Below are 22,262 nucleotides of genomic sequence, written 5' to 3' on the forward strand. Positions count from 1 at the left end.
AAGGAATCGAAACCAACCTCGACCTTTGGGCGCGCGCATGGATCTTGCCAACCTCAACGCTTTTATCGCCGTTGCCGAAACCGGTGGTTTCTCGCTGGCGGCCGACCGGCTGCACCTGACCCAACCGGCGATCAGCAAACGCATCGCCGCACTGGAGCAACAGCTGGACGTGCGCCTGTTCGATCGTCTCGGTCGCGAGATCGGGCTGACCGAGGCCGGTCGCGCACTGCTGCCGCGTGCCTATCAGATCCTCAACGTACTGGACGATACCCGCCGCGCCTTGACCAACCTCAACGGCGAAGTCGGCGGTCGCCTTTGCCTGGCGACCAGCCACCACATCGGCCTGCATCGCCTGCCGCCGCTGCTGCGCTCGTTCACGCGCCAGTATCCGGACGTGACGCTGGACATACGCTTTCTGGATTCGGAGGTCGCCTACGAAGAAGTGCTGCACGGCCGCGCGGAGCTGGCCGTCATCACCCTGGCGCCGCATACCAGCGAGCCGATCCGCGCGACGCCGGTGTGGGACGACCCGCTCGAATTCGTCGTGGCCCCGGAGCATCCTCTGGCCAGCAAGATGGGCGTTTCGCTGGCGGACGTGGCCGGCTATCCGGCGGTCTTCCCGGGCGGCAACACCTTCACCCATCACATCGCCCAGCGGCTGTTCGAGCGCGAAGGCCTGGCGCCAAACATCGCCATGAGCACCAACTACATGGAAACGATCAAGATGATGGTCTCCATCGGCATCGCCTGGAGCGTGCTGCCGCGCACCATGCTCGACGCCCAGGTGGTGAGCCTGCCGCTACCCGGTGTCAGACTGTCACGCCAGCTCGGCTACATTCGGCACAGCGAGCGGACGCTATCCAATGCCGCGATGGCCTTCATGGCGCTGCTCGATGAAGATCGCCGCAGCTTGCACCCCAAAGCAGGCAAGCGCTAACGTCCGGGCATAACAAGAAAGCGAAGTACGCCATGAGCGAAGATTTCCCCGCCTCATCCGGTCTAGCAGGGCAAGCGAACGACACCCCTCCTCGCCCGCGCATTCACGCCTATATTCCCGCGCAGCATGAACAACCCTGGCATGACACCTCCTATCTGCTCTCGGTGCTCAGCGAGGCGCATTTCGGCGTCTGGTCCTGGGAGTTGCGCAGTGGTCGAGTCCTCTGGTCGCGGCAGGCTCAGGCTTTGTTCGGCGTGGATCTCGATGCAATGGCCGACCAGCACGCGGACTACATCGACCTGGTACTGCGCGAAGACCGCAGAACGGTCGCCGCGGCGTTCGAGTCTGCGGTGCGCAACGCCGATGAGCACCTGCGCCTGGAACACCGGGTGCAGGGCGCGGATGGCGCGCCGCGCTGGCTGGAGATCACCGGCCAGCGGCATCAGACACCGCACGGCCCCGTCTACATCGGCGTCATCCGGGACAACACCGAGCAGCACCGCCAGGCCGAGGCGCTTCTGGAAAGCCAGGAGCGCCTGGAACTGGCCCTCGAATCGGTCCGGCTCGGCACCTGGGACTGGCACATCCCAAGCAACATGCTCTACGCCTCGGCGCGCGCTTCCGACCTGCAAGGGGTGGTGAGCGGTCCGTATCACGGGCCCTTTGGCGATTTTTTCGCCTGCGTTCCGGAAGAAGACCGGCACAAGATGCGCCGCGCGTACCAGGACCTCGTCGCCGGGCTGCGGCAGGAGTACCAGGTGGTCTACCGCGCCACCGGCGAGGACGGCCAGACGCGCCATCTGGAAAGCACCGCCAAGCTGTATCGCGACGAACAGGGCCAGCCGCTGCGCATGGCTGGCATCATCATGGACATCACCGAGCGGGTACAGCGCGAGCAGCGCCTGACTGCCTCCGAGGAAAAGTTCGCCACGCTGTTCCAGGCCAGCCCCGATCCGATCTGCCTGACCCTGATCCGCGACGGCAACTTTCTCGAGATCAATCCGAGTTTCACCCGAACCTTCGGCTGGCAGGCAAGCGAGATCGTCGGTCGAAATGCGCCGGAGGTCGGTTTCTGGGTCGATGAAGGGCGGCGCGCCGAGCTCTATGACCAACTGCGCGAACAGCACGGCCTGGACAACGCCGAGGCGCAGTTCCATACCCGTGACGGCCGCATCGTGACCTGTGTCGTCTCCTCGCGTTTCATCCGGATCGATCGCCGGCTGAGCATCATCACCACCTTTCGCGACATCAGCAAACGGCAGCAAGCCGAGGCCGCGCTGCGCGCCAGCGAGGCCAAGTTCGCCAAGGCGTTTCGCTCGAGCCAGGACGCCATCACCATCAGCGAGCGTGACAGCGGGCGTTTCATCGAGGTCAACGATGGCTTCTACCGCCTGACCGGCTACCGACCGGAGGAAGTCATCGGGCGCACCGCGGCAGACTTGCGGCTCTGGCCCGGGCCGCAGCGTGAAATCCTGCTCGAACGCATACGTCAGGACGGCCGCGTGACCAACATGGAGCTGCTCGGCCTGGATCGCAGCGGGCAGAGCAAGAGCATCGCGGTGTCGGCCGAACCCATCGAACTCAACGGCCAACAGTGCCTGCTGCTAACCGCGCGCGACGTCAGCCAGCTCAAGGCCGCGCAGGCGCAGGTGCTGCACATGGCCTACCACGATCCGCTGACGAACCTGCCCAACCGCACCCTGTTGATGGACCGCCTGAGCCAGCAGGGCGCGCTGCTCAAGCGTCACGACATGCGTGGCGCCCTGCTGTTCCTGGATCTCGACCACTTCAAGCACATCAACGATTCGCTCGGCCATCCGGTGGGTGACGCGGTACTGAAGATGATCACGGCCCGTCTGGAGGCCAGCGTGCGCCAGGAGGACACCGTCGCGCGCCTGGGTGGCGACGAGTTCGTGGTGCTGCTCACCGGTCTCTCCGGCAAGCGTTCGGAGGTCACGCGCCAGGTCAGGATGGTCGCCGAGAAACTGCGCCAGGTTCTGGCCGAGCCGATGCTCTTCGATGGTCACCACCTGCGCGTGACGCCCAGCATCGGCATCGCCCTGATCCCGGATCATGGCGACTCGCCGGCCGACCTGCTCAAGCGCGCGGACATTGCTCTCTATCGGGCCAAGGACGCCGGCCGTAACGCGATCCAGATCTTTCGCAAGACGATGCAGGACGCCGCCAGCAACCGTTTGCGGCTCGAACAGGAGCTGCGTCAGGCGCTGCTGCGTGGCGAATTCGAGCTGCATCTGCAGCCACAGGTAGATGCGCAAAGCGGCGGCATCATCGGCGCCGAGGCACTGCTGCGCTGGCGCCACCCGCAGCTCCGCATGCAGTCGCCGCAGTCGTTCATCGCCGTGCTGGAGGAAAGCGGGCTGATCATCGAAGTGGGCGCCTGGGTCATCGAGGAGGCCTGCCGCATCGTCGCCGCCTTGCGCGACGAGCGGCTGGTCACCGCCGAGGCGTTCAGCCTGTGCATCAACATCAGCCCGCGGCAGTTCCGCCAGACCGATTTCGTCGAGCGCGTGGTGCGTGCGCTCGAGCACAGCGACCTGCCGAGGCAGATGATCACGCTGGAAATCACCGAGAGCATCGTCATCCAGAACCTGGACGACACCATCGCCAAGATGCGGCGGCTACGCCAGCTGGGGGTGGGCTTCGCCATGGACGACTTCGGCACGGGCTACTCTTCGCTCACCTACCTCAAGCGCCTGCCGGTGGACGTGCTGAAGATCGACCAGTCGTTCGTCAGAGACGCGCTAGCAGATGGCAACGATGCGGAGATCATTCGCGCAATCGTCAGCATGGCGGACAGCCTGGGGCTTTCGGTGGTGGCCGAAGGCGTGGAGCTTCCGGCCCAGCTGGAAATGCTGCAGCGCCAGGGCTGCAACCGCTACCAGGGCTACCTGTTCAGCCCGCCGGTACCGGTCGCGCAGTTCCAGCAGCTGCTCCTGGGTGACCGCCGGAACGAATAAGGGTGCCCGAGGCACCCTTATTCAGCTTCGCCTGGAGCGATCAGCCCTCCAGCGCGGGCCGGTCAGCATTGATCGGAATGCGCTTGGGCTTGGCTTCCTCCGGAACGACGCGCACCAGATCGATATTGAGCAGGCCGTTGCTCAGCGCGGCATTGCGCACTTCGATGTGGTCGGCCAGGCGGAACGACAGCTTGAAGGCACGCTGCGCGATGCCCTGATGCAGATAGGTGACGTTGTCGTCGTCCTTTTCACGCTTGCCGCCGGCAATGGTCAGCACGCTACGCTCGACCTGCAGTTCGAGGTCGGCCTCGTTGAAGCCGGCTGCCGCCACTACGATGCGATAGTGGTCGTCGCCGTGCTTTTCGACGTTGTAGGGCGGGTAGGAGCTGCCGGTCTCGTTGCGCAAGGCCGATTCGAACAGATCGTTGAAGCGGTCGAAACCAACGGACTGACGGAACAACGGAGCCATGGAAAAGCTGGTCATGATCGTATCTCCTGAATTTCAGCGAGTGATTGGCGGGACCCGACTTCGGCATCCCACGCGACTCTAGATAGGAACCACCAGACAGATTTCAAGGGCGCATCGAACAACCATTCATCGGAGGACGAAATGGACAAGGTCATGCTCATCACCGGTGCCAGCCGCGGGATCGGCGCCGCCACCGCCCAACTGGCAGCCCGTCGCGGCTATGCGGTGTGCCTGAACTATCGGCAACGCGCCGACGCGGCCGAACAGCTGGCGCAGCGGATTCGCCAGGCCGGTGGCCGAGCGATCACGCTCGCAGCCGATGTGGCCGACGAAAAACAGGTTGCCGCCCTGTTCGCGGCGATCGACCGCGAGTTCGGCCGCCTCGACGTGCTGGTCAACAACGCCGGCATGCTCGAGCGCCAGATGCGTCTCGAGGAGATGGATGCCGCGCGCCTGCAACGCGTGTTCGCCACCAACGTGCAGGGCAGCTTTCTCTGCGCACGCGAGGCGATCAAGCGCATGTCGACCGCCCACGGCGGGCGCGGCGGCGCGATCGTCAACCTGTCATCGGTGGCGGCTCGCCTCGGCGCGCCGAACGAGTACATCGACTACGCCGCCGCCAAGGCCGCCATCGATGCCATGACCATCGGCCTGGCCAAGGAGGTGGCCGCCGAGGGCATTCGGGTCAATGCCGTGCGCCCCGGCGTCGTCTATACGGACATCCATGCCAGTGGCGGTGAGCCGGATCGGGTCGAGCGGGTGCGTGCCAGCGTGCCGATGGCACGGGGCGGCCAGCCCGAGGAAATTGCCGAAGCCGTGCTCTGGCTCGCCAGCGACCAGGCCAGCTACACCAGCGGCGCGCTGCTGGATGTCGCCGGTGGGCGCTAGCTCGCCCGGTCAGGCCAGCGCCTGCTCCGGCGCGTGCGCCATGGAGTCGCCGGCACCGAGCAGCCGATCGATACGCTGGCAGTCGTTTTCGCGGCGGATCTCGGCGAACAGCGCCACGGCCTCCGGATAGCTGCGGGTCAACATCGCCAGCCACTGCTTGAGACGCCCCGGCGCATAGCGCGGCGCCAGCTTGCGCCGCGCCTGTTGCCAAAAATCGGCGAGCAGCGGAAACAACGCCTGCCAGGTCATCTCGCTCACTGCCTCGCCGGCACGCATGGCGGCGATCTGCCGGGCCAGATCAGGGCGCGACACCAGCCCGCGACCGAGCATGACGTCATCCACGCCACTGATCTCGCGACAACGCTGCCAGTCGGCCAGGGTCCAGATCTCGCCATTGGCCAGCACCGGCACCTGCACCACCTCGGCTACCCTGGCGACCCATTCCCAATGCGCCGGCGGCTTGTAGCCATCGACCTTGGTTCGCGCATGCACTACCAACTGCGCAGCACCGCCGTCGGCCAGCGCGCGCGCGCAATCCAGCGCACCGTCCGGGCTGTCGTAGCCCAGGCGCATCTTGGCGGTCACCGGGATCGAGGCCGGCACGGCGCGCCGCACCTCGCGGACGATCGCATGCAGCAGCTCCGGCTCACGAAGCAGGACCGCCCCGCCTCGCGACTTGTTGACGGTCTTGGCCGGGCAGCCAAAGTTCAGGTCGATGACCGGCGCCCCCAGGGTGCAGGCCAGGGCAGCGTTATCGGCCAGGCATGCCGGGTCCGAGCCCAGCAACTGCAGGCGCATCGGCGTACCCGAGCGCGTCATCGAGCCGTCGGCCAGCTCCGGCGCAAGCTTGTGGAAGCTGCTCTCGGGTAGCAGACGGTCGCAGACACGGATGAATTCGGTGACGCACCAGTCCAGCCCACCGACGCGCGTCAGCACGTCGCGCATGATCTCGTCGACAAGACCTTCCATTGGCGCCAGGGCGATCTGCATGAAATCTCAAGCCAGCATCAGAAAAGGGCCGGCATTGTAAGGATTCGCCCGACGCTCGTGCACCCTGCTCAGGGGCGCCGATCGTCACCCAGGTGTGGCCGCCGGCGATGTTCCATGTCGGTCTCGTTGCCACCGTGCCCCGGATCATCGATCGAGGTCGACGCCGCTCGCCGTTTCTCGTCGTCGTCTCGCGCGTCGCGCTCATCGGGCATCGATTGGCGCTCCAGCCGCTCGATGCCTTCGCCCGCGCCCATCGAGCCGTTGCCGGCGGCCCGGTCTACCGGCGCTCCCCGCATGCTCTGCGCGAGCAAGCCATTGGCCGGGGCGGCCTGCGCATAGCCGATGGCGCCTGTCATCAGCGTGCAGACCAGCAGCCCGATTAGAGAAGTCTTCATGCGTGCCTCCTGTCGATACGCCCTGCCCTTTGGGCAATGGCGCCGCAATGAAAGTGGCACGGTGCGCGCCGCTTTACGACCGATGGCAAGCTGAACCGTCTCGCTCGGCAGGGGTCCATTTCCCAGGGACGATGGAATGGCTCAATGGAGGCGAGAAGCATGACGCCCGCGGTGATGATTATCGTGATGGTATTCGGTTGGCTCTCAGTAGCGTCCGCCATGCTCTGGGGCATGCTGCGGATCACCCGACGGCGACACGCGCGCCTATCCGAGCCCGGCCCTCTCCTCGAGGACCGTTGCGAGCCCCTGACGCCACCCACCGCTATGCCGCGATTCGTGCCTCGTTGGATTCTTTGCGTGACAGCCAGACTCAAAGCTGTACAATGGCCGTCGCGGGATGGAGCAGTCTGGTAGCTCGTCGGGCTCATAACCCGAAGGTCGTTGGTTCAAATCCAGCTCCCGCAACCAGTTTCACGAAGGGCCGCTCGAAATAGCGGCCCTTTTTCATTTCTGCCTAAGTGACTGAGGCAAAATGAGTTTTTCGCACAGGATGGTTGACAGCAGCCTTCGAGGCTGTAGAATGCCGCCCCACAGACGCGGGATGGAGCAGTCTGGTAGCTCGTCGGGCTCATAACCCGAAGGTCGTTGGTTCAAATCCAGCTCCCGCAACCAAATACGAAAAAGGCCACTCGATCGAGTGGCCTTTTTTCGTTTCGGCTCGCTACGGCTCCCCCTCTCTCGCCGCTCCATCAGCCGGTTCGCCGGCAGGTGCGACATGCTGCCCTAGATCATTCGATCTATTACTTATCAATCAATACGTTACAAACGCTAAACGGGCTCTTTGCACTGCCGCGACAATTTTTTGCGCTTCATTGTTGACTTTCGTCACATTTTGCAAGATACCTATATCCGCAAAACGGAGTAACGACCTGCGCGACAGTTAAGACCAACGGGAGAGGTCAAGTTCCGCAGTAGTAACGATTCCAGCGAGGCATTCATGCTTTCGCCCCCTGCCGAATCGTGACGTTCCTGGTCAGCAGACAAGATCTCGACGAAGTAACGAGTGCGGTAGCTATGGCCTTTCGATTGGTCAGGCTCCCGAAACCCGTGGCTTGCAGGCGAGCCAGGCAGCAGTACCTGAAACTTCCTGAATTGCCCCGCTTGATGAATGGGGGTGGCGGTAGCTTTGCGCCGATTAATTGGAAGTACAGATTTTTTACTTAATTAAAACTGTCCTGCCCTTCATCCATCTGCGAACCGCGGAGAGTCATCGTGCGCTCTTTAGAAAATCCAGAGTTATTCCGGAATGCAGCCAAATATGCGAGCGGAATAAACGATAACGGCTTTACGGTAATTCAGAATTTCATTAGCGAAGAACAACTTGCGCGTTTACGTGACTTCGTCGCGCGGGAAGCCGATACACATCCGGGCGGGTACTTCGCCTACCACGGCAGCAAGGCGGTCGCGATGGGCGACATCCGCGGCCTGAGCGAATCGGCGGAACTCCTCCGTCTGCTCGGCGCCCTGTATCAGCAGGGCGCCGGCCAGCCCGCCTTTACCGATGACATCCACCCGGTGCTGCGCTGCGTGCAAGGCGAATCAGGGCGCAGCGAATCCAATCGTTTCCACTTCGACGCAAGCTTCGTCACAGCGCTGCTGCCGATCGAGGTGCCGGATGCAACCACCCCCGGTGAACAGGGCAACCTCCTGGTGTTCGCCAACCGGCGCCGGATTCGCCGCACCGTCCTGGCCAACGTCATCGAGAAAACGCTTATCCAGAATGCCTTTACCAAACGCCTGATCACCCTCGGCATCCGCCTGCACCTGCTGCGGCCGCAGCGCATTCGCCTGGTGCCCGGCAACCTCTACCTGTTCTGGGGTTACCGCTCGTTGCATGCGAGCGAACCGTGCCCGCCTACCACCCGCCGCAGCACGCTGATCTTCCATTACGGCGACCCGCATGCCGGCAGCCTGGCCACGGCGCTGATTCTCGCGTTCAACCAGCATCGGGCGCGCCGGGCGACGCAATCCAGCCAACAAGCCGCCTGATCTCACGCACCACACCCCATCGACCGTTCGGCACTCGCTGATGGAAAGGACTCTTCCATGATCAACGTGACCAAGGCGTACCTGGGCAACAAGAGCAAATTCCTGGCTTACGTCGACCGCATCTACCAGAGCGGCTGGCTGACCAACCATGGGCCGCTGTCGCTGGCGCTGGAGGAGCGCCTGAAGGACTACCTCGGCGTGCGCCACGTGATACTCACGAACAACGGCACCATTGCGCTGCAGATCGCCTACCGCGCGCTGGGTATCACGGGCAGCGCGATCACCACCCCCTTCAGCTTCGTGGCGACCACCAGTTCGCTGCAGTGGGAAGGCATTCGCCCGATCTTCGCAGACATCGACCCCGACACCTGGAACCTGAACCCCGGGGAGATCGAAGCGCGGATCGCCCCGGACACCAGCGCCATCGTCGCCACCCATGTGTTCGGCAACCCCTGCGACGTCGAGCGCATCGAGCAGATCGCCCGGCGCCACAACCTCAAGGTCGTCTACGACGGCGCCCATGCGTTCGGCGTGCGTTACAAGGACCGGTCGGTGTTCAACTGGGGCGACATCAGCACCCTGAGCTTTCATGCCACCAAGCTGTTTCACACCATCGAAGGCGGCGCCATCGTCACCGACGACGACGCGCTGGCGGCCAGGGTGCGGCTGCTGTGCAACTTCGGCATCGTCGACACCGACATCATCCAGGGCATCGGCATCAACGCGAAACTCAACGAGTTCGCCGCCGCCATGGGCCTGTGCATCCTCGATGACATCGAGTCGATTCTCGAGCGTCGCGCCGAGATCAGCCACCATTACGAGCGGCATCTGCAGGGCCATTTTCAGCTACAGCGCATTCAGCCAGGCGTCTCACGCAACTTCAGCTACGCCCCGATCGCCCTCGGCGACGAGGCGCAGCTGCTGGCCAGCCGCAGCCAGCTGAACAAGCACGGCATCAATCCGCGACGCTACTTCTACCCCTCGCTCGATACGCTCGACTACCTGCAGCCGCAGGAGCCACAGCCGCATTCGCGCTCGCTGAGCCGGCGCGTGCTGTGCCTGCCGATCTATCCCGGCCTGCCGCGCAAGGTGCAGAACCGCGTGATGCAGGTGCTCATCGAGGAAGCCATCCAGCGCGAGCAGGCCAGCCGTGCCTACCTGCGGCCGCTGGTCGACGCGGTCAGCCTGCTGGCCGCCACCCCGACAGCGGTCAAGCAGATTTCCTGAGCAGTGGGCGTGCCAATGAACGACTCGAAACGCCTGTCGGTGTTGCGCAACAGCGGGCTGAACTACCTGGGGCAGGCCTATGCCGTGCTGGTGGGCATCCTGATCCTGCCGTTCTACCTGGGGCACCTGGGCGCCGAGGCCTACGGCCTGATCGGATTCTTCGCCGTACTGCAGGCCTGGCTGCAGCTGCTCGACGCCGGAATGTCGCCCGCCCTGGTCCGGCAGGTGGCGCACTACCGGGGCCAGCAGGCACTGTCGCCGCCTGCCGACGAATCCGGCCGGCTGCTGCGCTCATTCGAGATCCTGTTCCTGCCGATCGCCCTGTCCACCTGCCTGGCCATCGGTCTGTCCAGCCGCTGGATTGCCGAACACTGGCTGCAGGCGCAGGAACTGGACACCGCGACCATCGCCCAATGCGTCGGGCTGATGGGCCTGATGGTTGCCCTGCGGCTCTACGCAACCCTGTACAAGAGCGGCCTGCAGGGCCTGGAGCAGCATGGCTGGATCAACGGTGCGAACATCCTCATCGCCACCCTGCGCTATTTCGGCGGCCTGCTGCTGGTCGCCGAGATCAGCCAGGACCCGCTGGATTTCTTCCGCTTCCAGGTTGCCGTCGCCGTTGTCGAGACGCTGATCTTCGCCACTCGCGCCTATCGGCAACTGCTCGGCCGACGCTGGTTGACGGGCTTCGACTGGCGCGTGGTGCGCCCGGTACTGCCGTTCGCGGCCGGCATCTCGCTGACCTCGGTGCTCTGGGTCGTGCTGACCCAGCTGGACAAGGTGCTTCTGTCCAAAGAGCTGCTGCTCGAGGAGTACGGCTACTTTTCACTGGTGGCGCTGATCTGCAACGGCCTGCTGACGCTGATCAACCCGCTGGTGCAGGCGCTGCTGCCGCGCATGACCGTGATGCTGGCCGAACAGCGTGTCGACGAAATGCACGCGCTGTACCTCAACGCCACCCGCTTCGTCTGCAGCGTGCTGTTCCCGCTGGCCGCCGTGATCGCCTTCCATGCCCGCGAGCTGGTGCTGGCCTGGACCGGGGACGCCGCCGCCGCCGACTGGAGCCAGACCATTCTGGCCTGGTACGCGCTGGGCAGTGCCGTGATGGCGGTCGGCACCTTCCAGTTCTTCCTGCAGTACGCCTACGGGCAGCTGCGCATGCACGTCTGGTACAGCCTGATCTCCACGGCGCTGAGCATTCCACTGGTGGTCTGGGCGGTGTTCGCCCATGGCGCACTGGGCGCCGCGCTCACCTGGTTCGCGCTGCGTCTGCTGGCGTTCCTCATCTGGCCGGCCGTGGTCCATCGGCGCTTCGCGCCAGGCCTGCACATTACCTGGATGAAGGATGTGCTGCGCATCAGCGTGATGACCGCACTGGGCCTGTTGCTGGGCGAGCCGCTGTTCGCACTGCTGGCCGATGACGACCGCCTGCACACGCTGCTGGCGCTGTCGGTCAGCGGCAGCCTCTGCCTGCTGCTGGTCGCGGCGAGCTTCGCTCCGCTGCGCCACCGCCTCTACCTGACATTCACCAGACCGAGCGTATGACGAATGGAATCGATCGACGAAAACACGCTGCTGGCACGCTGGAATGGCCAGACCGCCCCGCTGCTGAGCATCGTCTGCCTGACTTACAACCACGCGGCCTTCATCCGTCAGGCGCTGGATGGCTTCCTCATGCAGGAAACCCGCTTTCCGTTCGAGATCATCGTGCATGACGATGCGTCCACGGACGAAACGCCCACGATCATCGCCGAGTACGCCGCCCGCTTCCCGACGATCATCAAGCCCATCCTCCAGCAGCAGAACCAGTTCTCCCTTGGCGTGCCCTTCGCCACCGGCCTGTTCGCCCGCGCCGCGGGGCAATACATCGCCTACTGCGAAGGCGACGATTACTGGACCGACCCGCGCAAACTGCAGATCCAGGTGGACTTCCTCGAAGCCCACCGTGACTACGTGATGACCTATCACGATGCCTTCATGTTCAACAGCCAGGGCGTGCTCAAGACGCCCCAGCTCACCGGCCGCCTGCGCGGCGACGCCAGAGCCGGCGAGCTGATGCGTGCGCGACATGTATCGACCCTGACGACCTGCTTTCGCAACCTCATCCACGAACTGCCGGCCGAACTGCACGACGTGCATGTACTGGACATCTGCTGGTGGTCGCTGCTCGGCGCCCACGGCAAGGGCAAGTTCATCGCCGAGATCGCCCCGGCGGCCTATCGCGTCCACGAAGGCGGCATCTTCTCGATGCGCAGCAGCAAACAGCGCATCCGCATGTCGCTGCATGCGTACTACAGCCTGGCCCGCTACTACCAGCGCATCGGCAACCAGGAGCTCCACGAATATTTCCTCACCCAGGTCATCACCCATTCGCTCGCCCTCCTCTCGCCTGCGCGAAAGGCCCGCGCGCTGCTCGATGCGGCGCGCAACACCGCCACCAACCTGCTGCGCCGGCTCAGCCCTGGCACGGCACAAGGCTGACACCCCAAGGACTGCCGCCCCCGGCCCAACCCCTGCAAGGACGAATCCATGACAGCTCTGACTCGCTCTCCGCTGGATTACGAAACCGACAATCGGATCGATCTGGCGCAAATCGCGCGTACCGCCTTTGACCACAAGCTGCTGATCGGCAGCATCACCGGCCTGTTCACCGCACTCGGCATCGTCTACGCCATCCTGGCCACGCCGGTGTACGAAGCCAGCGGCATGATCCAGATCGAAACGAAAAAGGTCGGCATCACCGCCCAGCCGGAGATCATCCCGCGGCCCGATTCGGTCTCGCAGGCGATGACCGAGATCTCGCTGCTCAAATCGCGGGCCGTACTCGGCAAGGCGGTGGAAAACCTCAAGCTGTACATCACCGCCGAACCCAGGCAGGTGCCGCTGATCGGCGGCTACCTGTCGCGCCATCACGACCCGCTCGAAGACGGCCCGCTGGCCAAGGCACCGCTGGGCCTGGACGCCTTCGCCTGGGGTGGCGAGAAGATCGACGTGTTCCAGCTCGACGTGCCCGACGCTTACTACGGCGAAGAGCTGACGCTCGTCGCCGGCCGCGACGGGGCCTTCAGCCTGTACGACGAGGACGACGAGTTCCTGCTGCGCGGCAATGTCGGCCAGAGCGTGCACAACGCCGGCTTCACGGTGCAGGTCGCCGCGCTCGAGGCCCGCCCGGGCACCGAGTTCGACCTCATGCGCGAACGCCCGCAAACCACCGCGTTGAAATACCAGAAGCGCCTGAAGGTCAGCGAAGCCGGCAAGGACTCGGGAATCATGCAGCTCAGCCTGCGCGACCCGGACCCGGATCGCGCCAACCGCATCCTCGACGAAATCAGCCGCCTCTACGTGCGCCAGAACGTCGAGCGCAGCTCGGCCGAAGCCGCACAGCGCCTGGACTTCCTGCGCTCGCAGCTGCCGGTGGTGCGCGCCGAGCTGGAAAAGGCCGAGGCGGCGCTGAACGACTACCAGACCAGCTCCAAGTCGGTGGACATCAGCATCGAGACCAAGGCCGTGCTCGACCAGATCGTCGCGCTCGATGCGGTGCTGTCGGAGCACAACCTCAAGCGGGTCGAATACAACCGCCTGTACACGCCCGAACACCCCATCTTCCAGACCCTGATGAAGCAGATCGCCCAGCTGCAGGCGCAGAAGGCCCAGCTGCTGAAGAAGGTCGACGCCCTGCCGGAAACCCAGCAGGAGCTGCTGCGCCTCAAGCGCGACGTCGAAGTGACGACCCAGACCTACACACTGCTGATGAACCAGGCCCAGGAGCAGGACGTGCTGCGCGCCGGCACCATCGGCAACGTGCGGGTCATCGACACGGCCTACGCGCCCGTGGAAAAACCGGCGCGACCGATCCGCCCGCTGGTCGTGGCCATCGCCCTGCTGCTCGGCCTGTTCGTCTCGGCGCTGGTGGTCCTGGTACGCCAGGCGTTCTACCGCGGCGTGGAAAGCCCGGACGCCATCGAAAAGCTCGGCCTGCCGGTGTACGCCGCCACGCCCTTCTCCGTGCAGCAGCAACAGGCGCGCCGGCAGCGCAAAGGGCGGGCGCAACTGCTCGGCATCGGCAGCCCCGACGACCTGGCCATCGAATCCATGCGCAGCCTGCGCACCAGCCTCAAGTTCGCCATGCTCGAAGCACGCAACCCTGTGCTGACCATCACCAGCCCGACCCCGGGCGTGGGCAAGTCCTTTGTCTCGGCGAACCTCGCCTGCGTCGTCGCGCAGGCCGGGCAGCGCGTCCTGTTGATCGATGCCGACATGCGCCGCGGCTTCCTGCACCGGGCGTTCGGCCTGGAGCCCACGCGCGGGCTGTCCGAGGCGCTGGCCTCCGGGCTGGCGCTGTCGCAGGTGGTCAGCCAGACCGAACAGCCCAACCTGCACCTGCTCGGCTGCGGCTTTGCCGCACCCAACCCATCGGAACTGTTGATGCACCAGAACTTCGCGCGCCTGCTGAAGGAGGCCGAAGCCTTCTATGACCTGATCATCGTCGATACGCCGCCGGTACTGGCGGTCACCGACGCGGTCCTGGTCGCGCAACTGGCCGGCACCACGCTGCTGGTGACCCGTTTCGGCCTGAGCACGGCCGCCCAGATCGAGGCAGCCAAGCGGCGGCTCAGCCAGAACGGCGTACTGGTCAAGGGGGCCATCCTCAACGGAGTCAAGCGGCGCGCGTCGAACTCGGCGTTCGACACCGGCGCTTACGGTTACTACAGCTATGCTCAGAAAGCCTGACCAAGGAGCGGACATGTTCAGAACCATCGGAATGATGCAGCCGTACCTGTTCCCTTACCTCGGCTACTTTCAGTTGATCGCCGCCTCCGACGCCTTCGTGCTCGGCGACAACCTGCAGTATTCCAAGGGCTCGTGGGTCAATCGCAACCGGGTGCTCTGCCAGGGCCAACCCAAGCTGTTCAGCTTCGGCCTGCAGAAGGCCAGCATCGAAACGCCGATCAACGAGCGTTATCTGAGCGAGCACTTCGCGCATGAATCGGCGAGCTTTCTGCGCCTGCTGCGCAATGCCTATGCGCGCGCGCCGCACCGCGATGCGGTGGTCGAACAGGTCGAGCGGATACTGGCCTTCGCCGAACCCAACCTGGCGCTGTTCGCGGAAAACTCGATCCGCGAGATCTGCCGCTACCTGGACATCCGCACGCCGATCCATCGCGCATCGGAATTCGACCTGCCGCCACCGACCGACAAGCAGGACCGCGTCGTGCAGCTCATGCATCGCCTTCGCGGCGACCTCTACCTGAACCCGATCGGCGGGATGGAGCTGTACAGCCCCGCCCATTTTCGCCGGCACGGCTTGCTGCTGCGCTTCCTGAAGATGGATGACATCAGCTACCCGCAGCTGGGCCATCCGTTCGTGCCGGCGCTGTCGATCATCGATGTGCTGATGTTCAACAGTCGCCAGGAGATCCAGCGGCTGTTGCCCCGCTTTACCGCGCTCGAGGGGCGCGAGACCGAACCGGAGGGCCGCGTGGCCTGAATGTTGCCAACGTCAAGGCAAGGACGCCGTATCACACGGAGAAGGACGACCATGACCGCCACCGCACAACCCCGCTGGTATCTGGTGCAGACCAGGCCGCGACAGGAGGCACGCGCCGAGGAAAACCTCCAGCGCCAGGCATTCGAGTGCTACCGACCGCTCATCGAGCGTGGCCAGGGCAGCAGCGAACCGCTGTTTCCCGGCTATCTGTTCATCCGTCTCGACCACCTGCAGGACAACTGGTATCCGATCCGCTCCACCCGCGGCGTCGCGCGAATCGTCGCATTCGGCGGTCAGCCGACCCCGGTGCAGGATGCGCTGATCGGTGAGCTGCGCGAGCGCGTCGAGCGGCATGCACGGCAACGCACCCCGGCGGCGTTCAAGGCCGGCGATCGCGTACAGGTCAGCGGCGACAGCTTTCACGACCTCGAAGCGATCTTCGTCGCCCCCGACGGTGAGCAGCGTTCGGTGATCCTGCTGAATCTGCTGCAACGACAACAGAAAGTCCGCGTGCCCAACCATTTCCTGCATTCGAGCGCCTAGCCCCGGCTGCCCTCGCACGCCGGCCGCTGGCGCACCATGAGTAGCGCGACATGAAAATCCTCATTCTCAATACGCTTTATGCCCCGCACATCGGCGGCGGCGCCGAAATCGTGGTGCGCCAGCTGGCCGAGGGCCTGCAGCGCCGGGGCTGCGGCGTCTGCGTGCTGGCGACCGCCCCGACGCCGGGGTTGCACGCGGGCACCGAGGGCGACGTGCGCGTCTACCGCGCCGGCCTGGAGAACCTCTATTGGCACTACACGCAGAAGCGCCCCAACCGTCTTGCCCGGCTGCGCTGGCACTACCTGGACCGCTACAACTCGCGCATGCGCCAGCACCTGCGCCAGGTGCTCGAACTGGAGCGGCCGGACATCGTGCTCAGCAACAACCTCACCGGCTGGTCGGTGTCGGCCTGGGACGAGATCAGCGCCGCGGGCCTGCCGATCGTCCAGGTGCTGCACGATCACTACCTGCTCTGCCCGAAGGACACCATGTTCGCCAACGGCCACTCCTGTGCCCGCCAGTGCCTGACCTGCAGGGCGCTGCGCCTGGGCCACATGCAGGCCTCGGCCCAGGTGGCCGCGGTGATCGCAGTCAGCCAGGCGCTGCTCGAGCGGGTCTGCGCGCACGGCTATTTCGAGAGCGCGCAGCGCCACGTGGTGCACAACCGCGCCCGGCCGCCGGCCGTCGTGGCCAGCGAACCGCGCGCCGACGGCCCGTTGCGTTTCGGCTACATCGGCACCCTGTCGCCGAACAAGGGTGTCGGCTGGCTGCTGCAACAGTTCAACGAGCTGGGCATCGACGCGCGCCTGGTGATCGCCGGGCGCGGCAAGCTCGACTACGAAGCCGAGCTCAAGACGCTCGCCGACCCGGCCAAGGTGAGCTTCGTCGGCTATCGCGACAGCGCCAGCTTCCTGCAGGGCATCGACGTGCTGGTGGTGCCTTCGCTGTGGGAAGAACCCTTCGGGCTGGTTGCCGTGGAGGCCTGCGCCAGTGGCGTGCCGGTGATCGCCACGCGGCGCGGCGGCCTGCCGGAGATCGTCGTCGATCAGCTCAACGGGCTGCTCTGCGACCCGGACGAACCCAACTCGCTGGCCATCGCCATGCTCTGGCTGTACCTCGACGCCGACCTGCGGGCGCGCCTGGCCAGCCAGGCGCGCGAGAGCGTGCTGCCGCTGCTGGACACCGAACGCATGCTCGACGAGTACCAAGACATCCTGCTGCGCACACTTCAAGGAACGAGTGCCCGCCATGAATCAGAGCCCTCCACTGAGCCCCAGCCCAGCCCAGCCGAACCCGCTGGCGTTCGACAAGTCGAGCCTGTACACCTTGATCGCTGCGTCGTTGCTGCTGACTGAAACCTTTTCCGGCGCGCTGCGTTACTACCTGGACATGGCCGGGGTGTCCTGGCTGCTGTACCTGCCCAAGCTCGCCTGCCTGGCGGCCATCGCCGTCGAGCTGCCGAGCTACCGGGCCAACCCGTTGCTGTGGCTGGCGCTGCTTGGCCTGCTGCTCTCGACGCAGCTGGCCATGCTGCACGGGGCGGACATCCGCAACCTGGGTTTCGCCCTGTTCATGTACCTGCCGCTGCTGTTCGGCCTGTTCTGCGGGCGCCACCTCGAGACACGCCTGAAGCTGCTGGTGCGAGTGATCGGCTTCTGCCTGCTGGCCTCGTTCGTCGGCATCGCGCTCGATCTGTTCACCAGCGTGCCCTGGAAGGGCTACAGCTACCTGCTGGGTAATGTCGAGCTGAGCGGCAACCGTTCCTGGGGCATGGAGGACATCGACCGGATCGGCGGTTTCGCCAGGATGTCTACCAGCCTGTCGGTCATGATCGCCATGTACAGCCTGTTCCTCGCCGCCTTCACCCGCTCACGGCTGGCGCGGCTGCTGCTTTATGCGGCTTCGCTGGCGGCAATCGTGCTGAGCACCAACAAATCGACCATGGCGGCCTATGTGCTGACCCTGCTGATGCTGGTGATCGCCGCCTATCGCTTCGCCAGCGCCTCGGCCTTTCTGTTCGCCGTGCTCGGCGGTATCGCCCTGCCGTTCGCCAGCCTGGTGCTGAACCTTGAACCCCATACGGCCGCCAGTCGCAGCATGCTGGCTTCCTTTGCCGATCGGCTGGTCAACAGCTGGCCGAACTTCATCGCCGAGCTGGTCGGCTCGGGCTGGGGCTGGCTGGGCGCAGGCTTCGGCGCGGTCGGCAGTGGCGCGGCGACCTTTCCCATTCCCGGCATCGAGCTGCTGGCAATCGCCGACAATACCGCGCTCTACCTCTGGGGCATGCTCGGGGTGTTCGGCATCGGCCTGTACCTGCTGCAGTTCGGCCTGCTGCTACGGCTGCAGGCGCGTGATACACGGCTGCGCAATGCGCTGCTTGGCTGCGCCTATTGCGTATGCCTGATCGGCTGGGCCACCGACATCCCTGAAGTCACGGTCGCCACCCTGTTCCTCGGGCTCGCCGCCGCGCATGCCTTGGCCCCCACCCGCACAGGGCTGCGCCTGGGGACGCTGCCGGCCGCGGCGCAGTGGCAGGGAGAGCGCTCATGAGCACCCGGTTCAACCCGCTGTTGCTGGCAGCCGCGCTGAGCCTGGCGCCGATGGCGCTGGCGCAGGACGCCTTCATCGTCGGCGTCTGTTCGCACGAGTTGCACCGTGGCCAGCCAGACAGCCCGGCCAACCGCCTGATGCAGCGCGCCGGCATCGAGTCGGTGCGCACCGATGCGCACTGGGCGTTCGTCGAGCGCCAGCGCGACCAACTGGAAATCGAGCGCCACTGGTATCGCTACCTCGAAGACACCCAGGCCAGCGGGCTGCAGAGCCTGTTCATCCTCGGCTATGGCAATTCCTTTCATGCCGAGGGCCAGAAGCCACGCAGCGAACCGGTGCGCGCCGCGTTCAATCGTTACGTGGGCTTCGTCGGCGAGGCGCTCAAGGGGCAGGTGAGCTTCTATGAGGTGTGGAACGAATGGGACGTCGAAGACCCGGTCAGCCCCGCCTTCACCGAGGACTATGCGCGGCTGGTCGCCGATGCTGCCGGCATCATCCGCGAGCGTGATCCACAGGCCAGAGTGCTGGCCGGCGCGGTCACCAGCCTGGGCATCGAAAGCGGCTTTGCCCGCCGCCTGATCGACAACGGTGTGCTCAACAGCGTGGACGGGCTGTCGCTGCATCCCTACGTGCACTGCCGCGGCCGTGGACGCAACACGCCAGAGGCCTGGATCGACTGGCTCGACGATGTCGACCGCGAGCTGACCCTCGCCGCCGGCCGGCCGGCGCCGCTGTACCTCACCGAGATGGCCTGGCCGTCGCACCAGGGTGCCTGCGGCGTTGACGAACAGACCCAGGCTGCCTACCTGGCGCGCAGCTTCTTCCTCGCACGCACGCTGCCGAGCATCCGCGGCATGTGGTGGTACGACCTGCGCAACGACGGCACCGACCGCCGCGAGCGCGAGCACAACTTCGGCCTGTTGCGCCACGACTACCAGCCCAAGCCGGCCTACCGCGTGCTCACCGCCATCAGCCCCATCGTGCGCGACTACGAATACCTCGGCCAGGAGCGGCGCCGCAGCCGGGACGTGTTTCTGCTGCGCTTCCGCCACGAAGGTGACGAGGTGCTGGTCGGCTGGAGCGCCGGTGAGCCTACCAGCCTGTTGCTCGAAGCGCCGGCGGCACGCCGCGGACGGTTGCAACTGATCGACACCGCGCAGCCGCTGCTCGGCCGCCACAGCGGGCAGGCGCAATGGAACTGCCCAGCGGACGGCAGTGCCTGCTCGGTCAAGGTCGAGCTCGGCGCCTTTCCGAAAGTGTTCAGCCTGAATCCGCTAACGGAAGGCGACGAATAGGACCGGTTTGGAGGTGGCACAGGGACGTGCCGCCACCATAAAAACGACAGGGAGTAGACGAGATGATCGTCATCAACGCGCGTTTTCTCACCCAGCAGACCCGCGGGGTGCAACGCTTCGCCGAACAGATCAGCCTGGAGCTCGCCAGCCTGCGTGACGACCTGGTATTCGTCACGCCGGCCAACATCACCCGGCACGAGACCGCCGAGCGGCTCAACGCCCGCGTCATCGGCCACAACCGCGGCCACCTCTGGGAACAGCTCGACCTGCCGTTGTGGCTGTTGCGCAACGGCCGCCCACCCCTGGTCTCGCTGTGCAACACCGCGCCGCTGGCCTATGCCAACCAGATCGTCACGCACCACGACATCACCTACGTGCGCTACCCGGAGAGCTACTCGCGCGCCTTTCGCCTGCTCTACTGCAACATCATGCCGCTGCTGCTGCGGCGCACCCGCGCGCTGATGACCGTCAGCGAGTTCTCCCGTGAGGAGATCAGCGCCCACTACGGCTACCCGTTCGACAAGATCAGCATCGTGCCCAACGCCGTGTCCGAGGCCTTCCGGCCGTTCTGTGCCAGCGGCTGCCACGAACCCACGCCCTACCTGCTGGCCGTGTCCTCGCACAACGCGCACAAGAACTTCGCACGCATGGTCAACGCGTTTCTCAGCCTGCAGGGCTTTGACGATGTGCAATTGCACATCGTCGGCGACGCCCATGGCGTGTTTGCCGGCCTGAACGCCGACCTGGCGCAGCATCCACGCATCCGCCTGCTCGGCCGGCTGACTGATGAGGAGCTGGTCGAGCAGTACCAGGGCGCGACCGCATTCGTTTTCCCTTCGCTGTACGAGGGTTTCGGCATACCGCCGCTCGAAGCACAGGCCTGCGACTGCCCGGTGATCGCCGCCAACAGCGCGTCGATCCCCGAAGTTCTTGGCCGCAGCGCGCTGTATTTCGACCCGCTGAACCTGAGTTCGATGGCCCTGGCCATGCGTCGCATCCTGGAGAACGCCGAGCTGCGCAACGACCTGCGCGTACTGGGGCGTGCCAACGTCGCCCGCTTCGCCTGGAAGAGCTCGGCGCTGAAGGTTTCCGACCTGATCGACCAGGTGCTGACCGGCAAGCGCAGCCCCCGCCAGCTGGTAGGCCTGAGCGCCACCCGCCACTGACCGTCCGCGCCCGGCAGCGTGATGCGGCGAGCGCAAGCACGCCGCACCGCCCCTTGCCGTGCGCCCAACAGCCACCCACCAGGACCTGCCCATGAAAATAGCGATCATCCACGACTGGCTGGTGACCTTTGCCGGTGCCGAGCGGGTACTGCAAGCGCTGCTCGAAGTGTTTCCCGAGGCCGATCTGTTCGCCGTGATCGACTTTCTCTCCGACGAGGACCGCGCGCGCCTGGGCGGCAAGCGCGCCACCACCAGCTTCATCCAGCAGTTGCCGAAGGCGCGCACGCATTACCAGAAGTACCTGCCGCTGATGCCGCTGGCCATCGAGCAGCTGGACATGTCGCCCTACGACCTGGTGATCTCCAGCAGCCACGCCGTGGCCAAGGGCGTGCTCACCGGGCCCAACCAGCTGCACATCAGCTACGTGCATTCGCCGATCCGCTACGCCTGGGACCTGCAGCACCAGTACCTGCACGAGGCCCACCTGGAGCGTGGCCTGAAGGCCAAGCTGGCGCGCACCCTGCTGCACTACATGCGCCTGTGGGACCAGCGCACCGCCAGTGGCGTCGACGAATTCATCGCCAACTCGCATTTCATCGCCCGGCGCATCAACAAGAGCTACCGGCGCAGCTCCACGGTGATCTATCCGCCGGTCGATACCAGCGCCTTCGCACTGCATGAAGCCAAGGAAGACTTCTACCTGACCGCCTCGCGCATGGTGCCCTACAAGAAGATTCCGCTGATCGTCGAAGCCTTCGCGGCGATGCCCGACAAACGCCTGGTGGTGATCGGCGCCGGCCCGGAGCTGGAGCGGGCCCGCGCGGCGGCCGGGCCCAACGTGACGTTGCTGGGCTACCAGCCGTTCGAGGTGTTGCTCGACCACATGCAGCGTGCGCGCGCCTTTGTCTTCGCCGCCGAGGAGGACTTCGGCATCGCCCCCATCGAGGCACAGGCCTGCGGCACCCCGGTGATCGCCTTTGCCCGCGGCGGCGTGCTGGAAACCGTGCGCGGGCTCGAGCACGAGCAGCCGACCGGCGTGTTCTACGCCGAGCAGAGCCAGGCCTCGATCATCGCCGGCGTCGAGCTGTTCGAGCGCGAGCAGGGCCGGATCACGCCGCAGGCCTGCCGACGCAGTGCCGAGCGTTTCGCCGCCGAGCGCTTCAAGGAAGAAATCCGCCTGTTCGTCGAGATGCGTCTGCGCGAGGCATCTCTGCAGGATGTTCAAACGGGGAGCGCCAGCCGCCTGGTCTCCCCGATCTATAGCGCTGCCAGACACGCCTGACGGAT

18 protein-coding genes and 2 tRNA genes are annotated in these 22,262 nt (G+C 65.3%); 17 read left to right on the top strand and 3 right to left on the bottom strand.

All coding sequences use genetic code 11. From position 1 onward, the window contains the following. The first annotated feature begins 37 nt into the window (after positions 1–37). Both CL52_RS11505 and CL52_RS11510 read left to right on the top strand, forming a co-directional pair. Complete coding sequence (locus tag CL52_RS11505) at positions 38–937, top strand: LysR family transcriptional regulator (RefSeq protein ID WP_043220717.1); 900 nt, start codon at positions 38–40, stop codon at positions 935–937. 32 nt (positions 938–969) lie between these two features. After that, positions 970–3,915, top strand: coding sequence for an EAL domain-containing protein (locus tag CL52_RS11510; protein WP_052264560.1), 2,946 nt, complete (start codon positions 970–972; stop codon positions 3,913–3,915). A gap of 40 nt (positions 3,916–3,955) precedes the next feature. On the opposite strand, the gene CL52_RS11515 is transcribed toward CL52_RS11510, so the two are convergent. Next, positions 3,956–4,399 carry an Hsp20 family protein gene (locus CL52_RS11515; protein ID WP_041104882.1) on the bottom strand — a complete coding sequence of 148 codons (444 nt, stop codon included), beginning with the start codon at positions 4,397–4,399 and terminating at the stop codon, positions 3,956–3,958. Between the two features lie 126 nt (positions 4,400–4,525). Here CL52_RS11515 and CL52_RS11520 point away from each other — a divergent pair, with 126 nt between their 5' ends. After that, entirely contained in the window at positions 4,526–5,272 is a 747-nt protein-coding gene (locus CL52_RS11520) for an SDR family oxidoreductase (RefSeq protein ID WP_043220719.1), read from the top strand. Between the two features lie 9 nt (positions 5,273–5,281). On the opposite strand, the gene CL52_RS11525 is transcribed toward CL52_RS11520, so the two are convergent. Then, a complete protein-coding gene (locus tag CL52_RS11525; RefSeq protein ID WP_043220722.1) occupies positions 5,282–6,262 on the bottom strand; it encodes a tRNA dihydrouridine synthase in 981 nt (326 codons plus the stop codon). 68 nt (positions 6,263–6,330) lie between these two features. Next, complete coding sequence (locus CL52_RS11530; RefSeq protein ID WP_052264561.1) at positions 6,331–6,657, bottom strand: hypothetical protein; 327 nt, start codon at positions 6,655–6,657, stop codon at positions 6,331–6,333. Between the two features lie 391 nt (positions 6,658–7,048). On the opposite strand from CL52_RS11530, the gene CL52_RS11535 reads away from it, so the two are divergent. From CL52_RS11535 to CL52_RS11600, 14 genes are all read left to right on the top strand, one after another. Beyond that, positions 7,049–7,125 (top strand) — tRNA-Met (locus CL52_RS11535). 127 nt (positions 7,126–7,252) lie between these two features. After that, positions 7,253–7,329 (top strand) — tRNA-Met (locus tag CL52_RS11540). Between the two features lie 600 nt (positions 7,330–7,929). Next, positions 7,930–8,706, top strand: coding sequence for a hypothetical protein (locus CL52_RS11545; RefSeq protein WP_043220725.1), 777 nt, complete (start codon positions 7,930–7,932; stop codon positions 8,704–8,706). 57 nt (positions 8,707–8,763) lie between these two features. After that, positions 8,764–9,933, top strand: coding sequence for a DegT/DnrJ/EryC1/StrS family aminotransferase (locus CL52_RS11550; RefSeq protein WP_043220727.1), 1,170 nt, complete (start codon positions 8,764–8,766; stop codon positions 9,931–9,933). Between the two features lie 15 nt (positions 9,934–9,948). Continuing rightward, complete coding sequence (locus tag CL52_RS11555; protein WP_043220730.1) at positions 9,949–11,478, top strand: lipopolysaccharide biosynthesis protein; 1,530 nt, start codon at positions 9,949–9,951, stop codon at positions 11,476–11,478. Positions 11,479–11,481: 3 nt separating this feature from the next. Further along, on the top strand, positions 11,482–12,414 hold the full coding sequence (locus CL52_RS11560) for a glycosyltransferase family 2 protein (protein ID WP_043220731.1): 933 nt from the start codon (positions 11,482–11,484) through the stop codon (positions 12,412–12,414). A 48-nt stretch (positions 12,415–12,462) separates the two neighbouring features. Beyond that, a complete protein-coding gene (locus tag CL52_RS11565; RefSeq protein WP_043220738.1) occupies positions 12,463–14,664 on the top strand; it encodes a polysaccharide biosynthesis tyrosine autokinase in 2,202 nt (733 codons plus the stop codon). Positions 14,665–14,677: 13 nt separating this feature from the next. After that, on the top strand, positions 14,678–15,421 hold the full coding sequence (locus CL52_RS11570; RefSeq protein WP_043220746.1) for a WbqC family protein: 744 nt from the start codon (positions 14,678–14,680) through the stop codon (positions 15,419–15,421). Between the two features lie 51 nt (positions 15,422–15,472). Beyond that, on the top strand, positions 15,473–15,964 hold the full coding sequence (gene rfaH / locus CL52_RS11575; protein WP_043220748.1) for a transcription/translation regulatory transformer protein RfaH: 492 nt from the start codon (positions 15,473–15,475) through the stop codon (positions 15,962–15,964). Positions 15,965–16,014: 50 nt separating this feature from the next. Further along, complete coding sequence (locus CL52_RS11580; protein ID WP_043220749.1) at positions 16,015–17,319, top strand: glycosyltransferase family 4 protein; 1,305 nt, start codon at positions 16,015–16,017, stop codon at positions 17,317–17,319. Then, positions 17,213–18,514, top strand: a complete 1,302-nt coding sequence (locus CL52_RS11585; protein WP_052264562.1) for a hypothetical protein — start codon at positions 17,213–17,215, stop codon at positions 18,512–18,514. Before CL52_RS11580 ends, CL52_RS11585 begins: the two co-directional genes overlap by 107 nt. Continuing rightward, positions 18,511–19,809 carry a glycoside hydrolase family 113 protein gene (locus tag CL52_RS11590; protein WP_043220750.1) on the top strand — a complete coding sequence of 433 codons (1,299 nt, stop codon included), beginning with the start codon at positions 18,511–18,513 and terminating at the stop codon, positions 19,807–19,809. Before CL52_RS11585 ends, CL52_RS11590 begins: the two co-directional genes overlap by 4 nt. 62 nt (positions 19,810–19,871) lie before the next feature. Further along, positions 19,872–20,975 (top strand): glycosyltransferase family 4 protein, encoded by a 1,104-nt coding sequence (locus tag CL52_RS11595; RefSeq protein ID WP_043220752.1) that lies wholly within the window; start codon positions 19,872–19,874, stop codon positions 20,973–20,975. 91 nt (positions 20,976–21,066) lie between these two features. After that, the gene (locus CL52_RS11600) at positions 21,067–22,257 is read left to right on the top strand and encodes a glycosyltransferase family 4 protein (RefSeq protein ID WP_043220755.1); all 1,191 of its coding nucleotides are present in this window, start codon (positions 21,067–21,069) and stop codon (positions 22,255–22,257) included. Positions 22,258–22,262 lie beyond the last annotated feature (5 nt).

This window comes from Stutzerimonas balearica DSM 6083 (assembly GCF_000818015.1).
Classification (GTDB): Bacteria; Pseudomonadota; Gammaproteobacteria; order Pseudomonadales; family Pseudomonadaceae; genus Stutzerimonas; species Stutzerimonas balearica.

Coding starts and splice junctions, on each gene's coding strand:
- CL52_RS11505 (WP_043220717.1), top strand. CDS start 38: ATGGATCTTGCCAACCTCAACGCTTTTATCGCCGTTGCCGAAACCGGT.
- CL52_RS11510 (WP_052264560.1), top strand. CDS start 970: ATGAGCGAAGATTTCCCCGCCTCATCCGGTCTAGCAGGGCAAGCGAAC.
- CL52_RS11515 (WP_041104882.1), bottom strand. CDS start 4,399: ATGACCAGCTTTTCCATGGCTCCGTTGTTCCGTCAGTCCGTTGGTTTC.
- CL52_RS11520 (WP_043220719.1), top strand. CDS start 4,526: ATGGACAAGGTCATGCTCATCACCGGTGCCAGCCGCGGGATCGGCGCC.
- CL52_RS11525 (WP_043220722.1), bottom strand. CDS start 6,262: ATGCAGATCGCCCTGGCGCCAATGGAAGGTCTTGTCGACGAGATCATG.
- CL52_RS11530 (WP_052264561.1), bottom strand. CDS start 6,657: ATGAAGACTTCTCTAATCGGGCTGCTGGTCTGCACGCTGATGACAGGC.
- CL52_RS11550 (WP_043220727.1), top strand. CDS start 8,764: ATGATCAACGTGACCAAGGCGTACCTGGGCAACAAGAGCAAATTCCTG.
- CL52_RS11555 (WP_043220730.1), top strand. CDS start 9,949: ATGAACGACTCGAAACGCCTGTCGGTGTTGCGCAACAGCGGGCTGAAC.
- CL52_RS11560 (WP_043220731.1), top strand. CDS start 11,482: ATGGAATCGATCGACGAAAACACGCTGCTGGCACGCTGGAATGGCCAG.
- CL52_RS11565 (WP_043220738.1), top strand. CDS start 12,463: ATGACAGCTCTGACTCGCTCTCCGCTGGATTACGAAACCGACAATCGG.
- CL52_RS11570 (WP_043220746.1), top strand. CDS start 14,678: ATGTTCAGAACCATCGGAATGATGCAGCCGTACCTGTTCCCTTACCTC.
- rfaH (WP_043220748.1), top strand. CDS start 15,473: ATGACCGCCACCGCACAACCCCGCTGGTATCTGGTGCAGACCAGGCCG.
- CL52_RS11580 (WP_043220749.1), top strand. CDS start 16,015: ATGAAAATCCTCATTCTCAATACGCTTTATGCCCCGCACATCGGCGGC.
- CL52_RS11585 (WP_052264562.1), top strand. CDS start 17,213: ATGAATCAGAGCCCTCCACTGAGCCCCAGCCCAGCCCAGCCGAACCCG.
- CL52_RS11590 (WP_043220750.1), top strand. CDS start 18,511: ATGAGCACCCGGTTCAACCCGCTGTTGCTGGCAGCCGCGCTGAGCCTG.
- CL52_RS11595 (WP_043220752.1), top strand. CDS start 19,872: ATGATCGTCATCAACGCGCGTTTTCTCACCCAGCAGACCCGCGGGGTG.
- CL52_RS11600 (WP_043220755.1), top strand. CDS start 21,067: ATGAAAATAGCGATCATCCACGACTGGCTGGTGACCTTTGCCGGTGCC.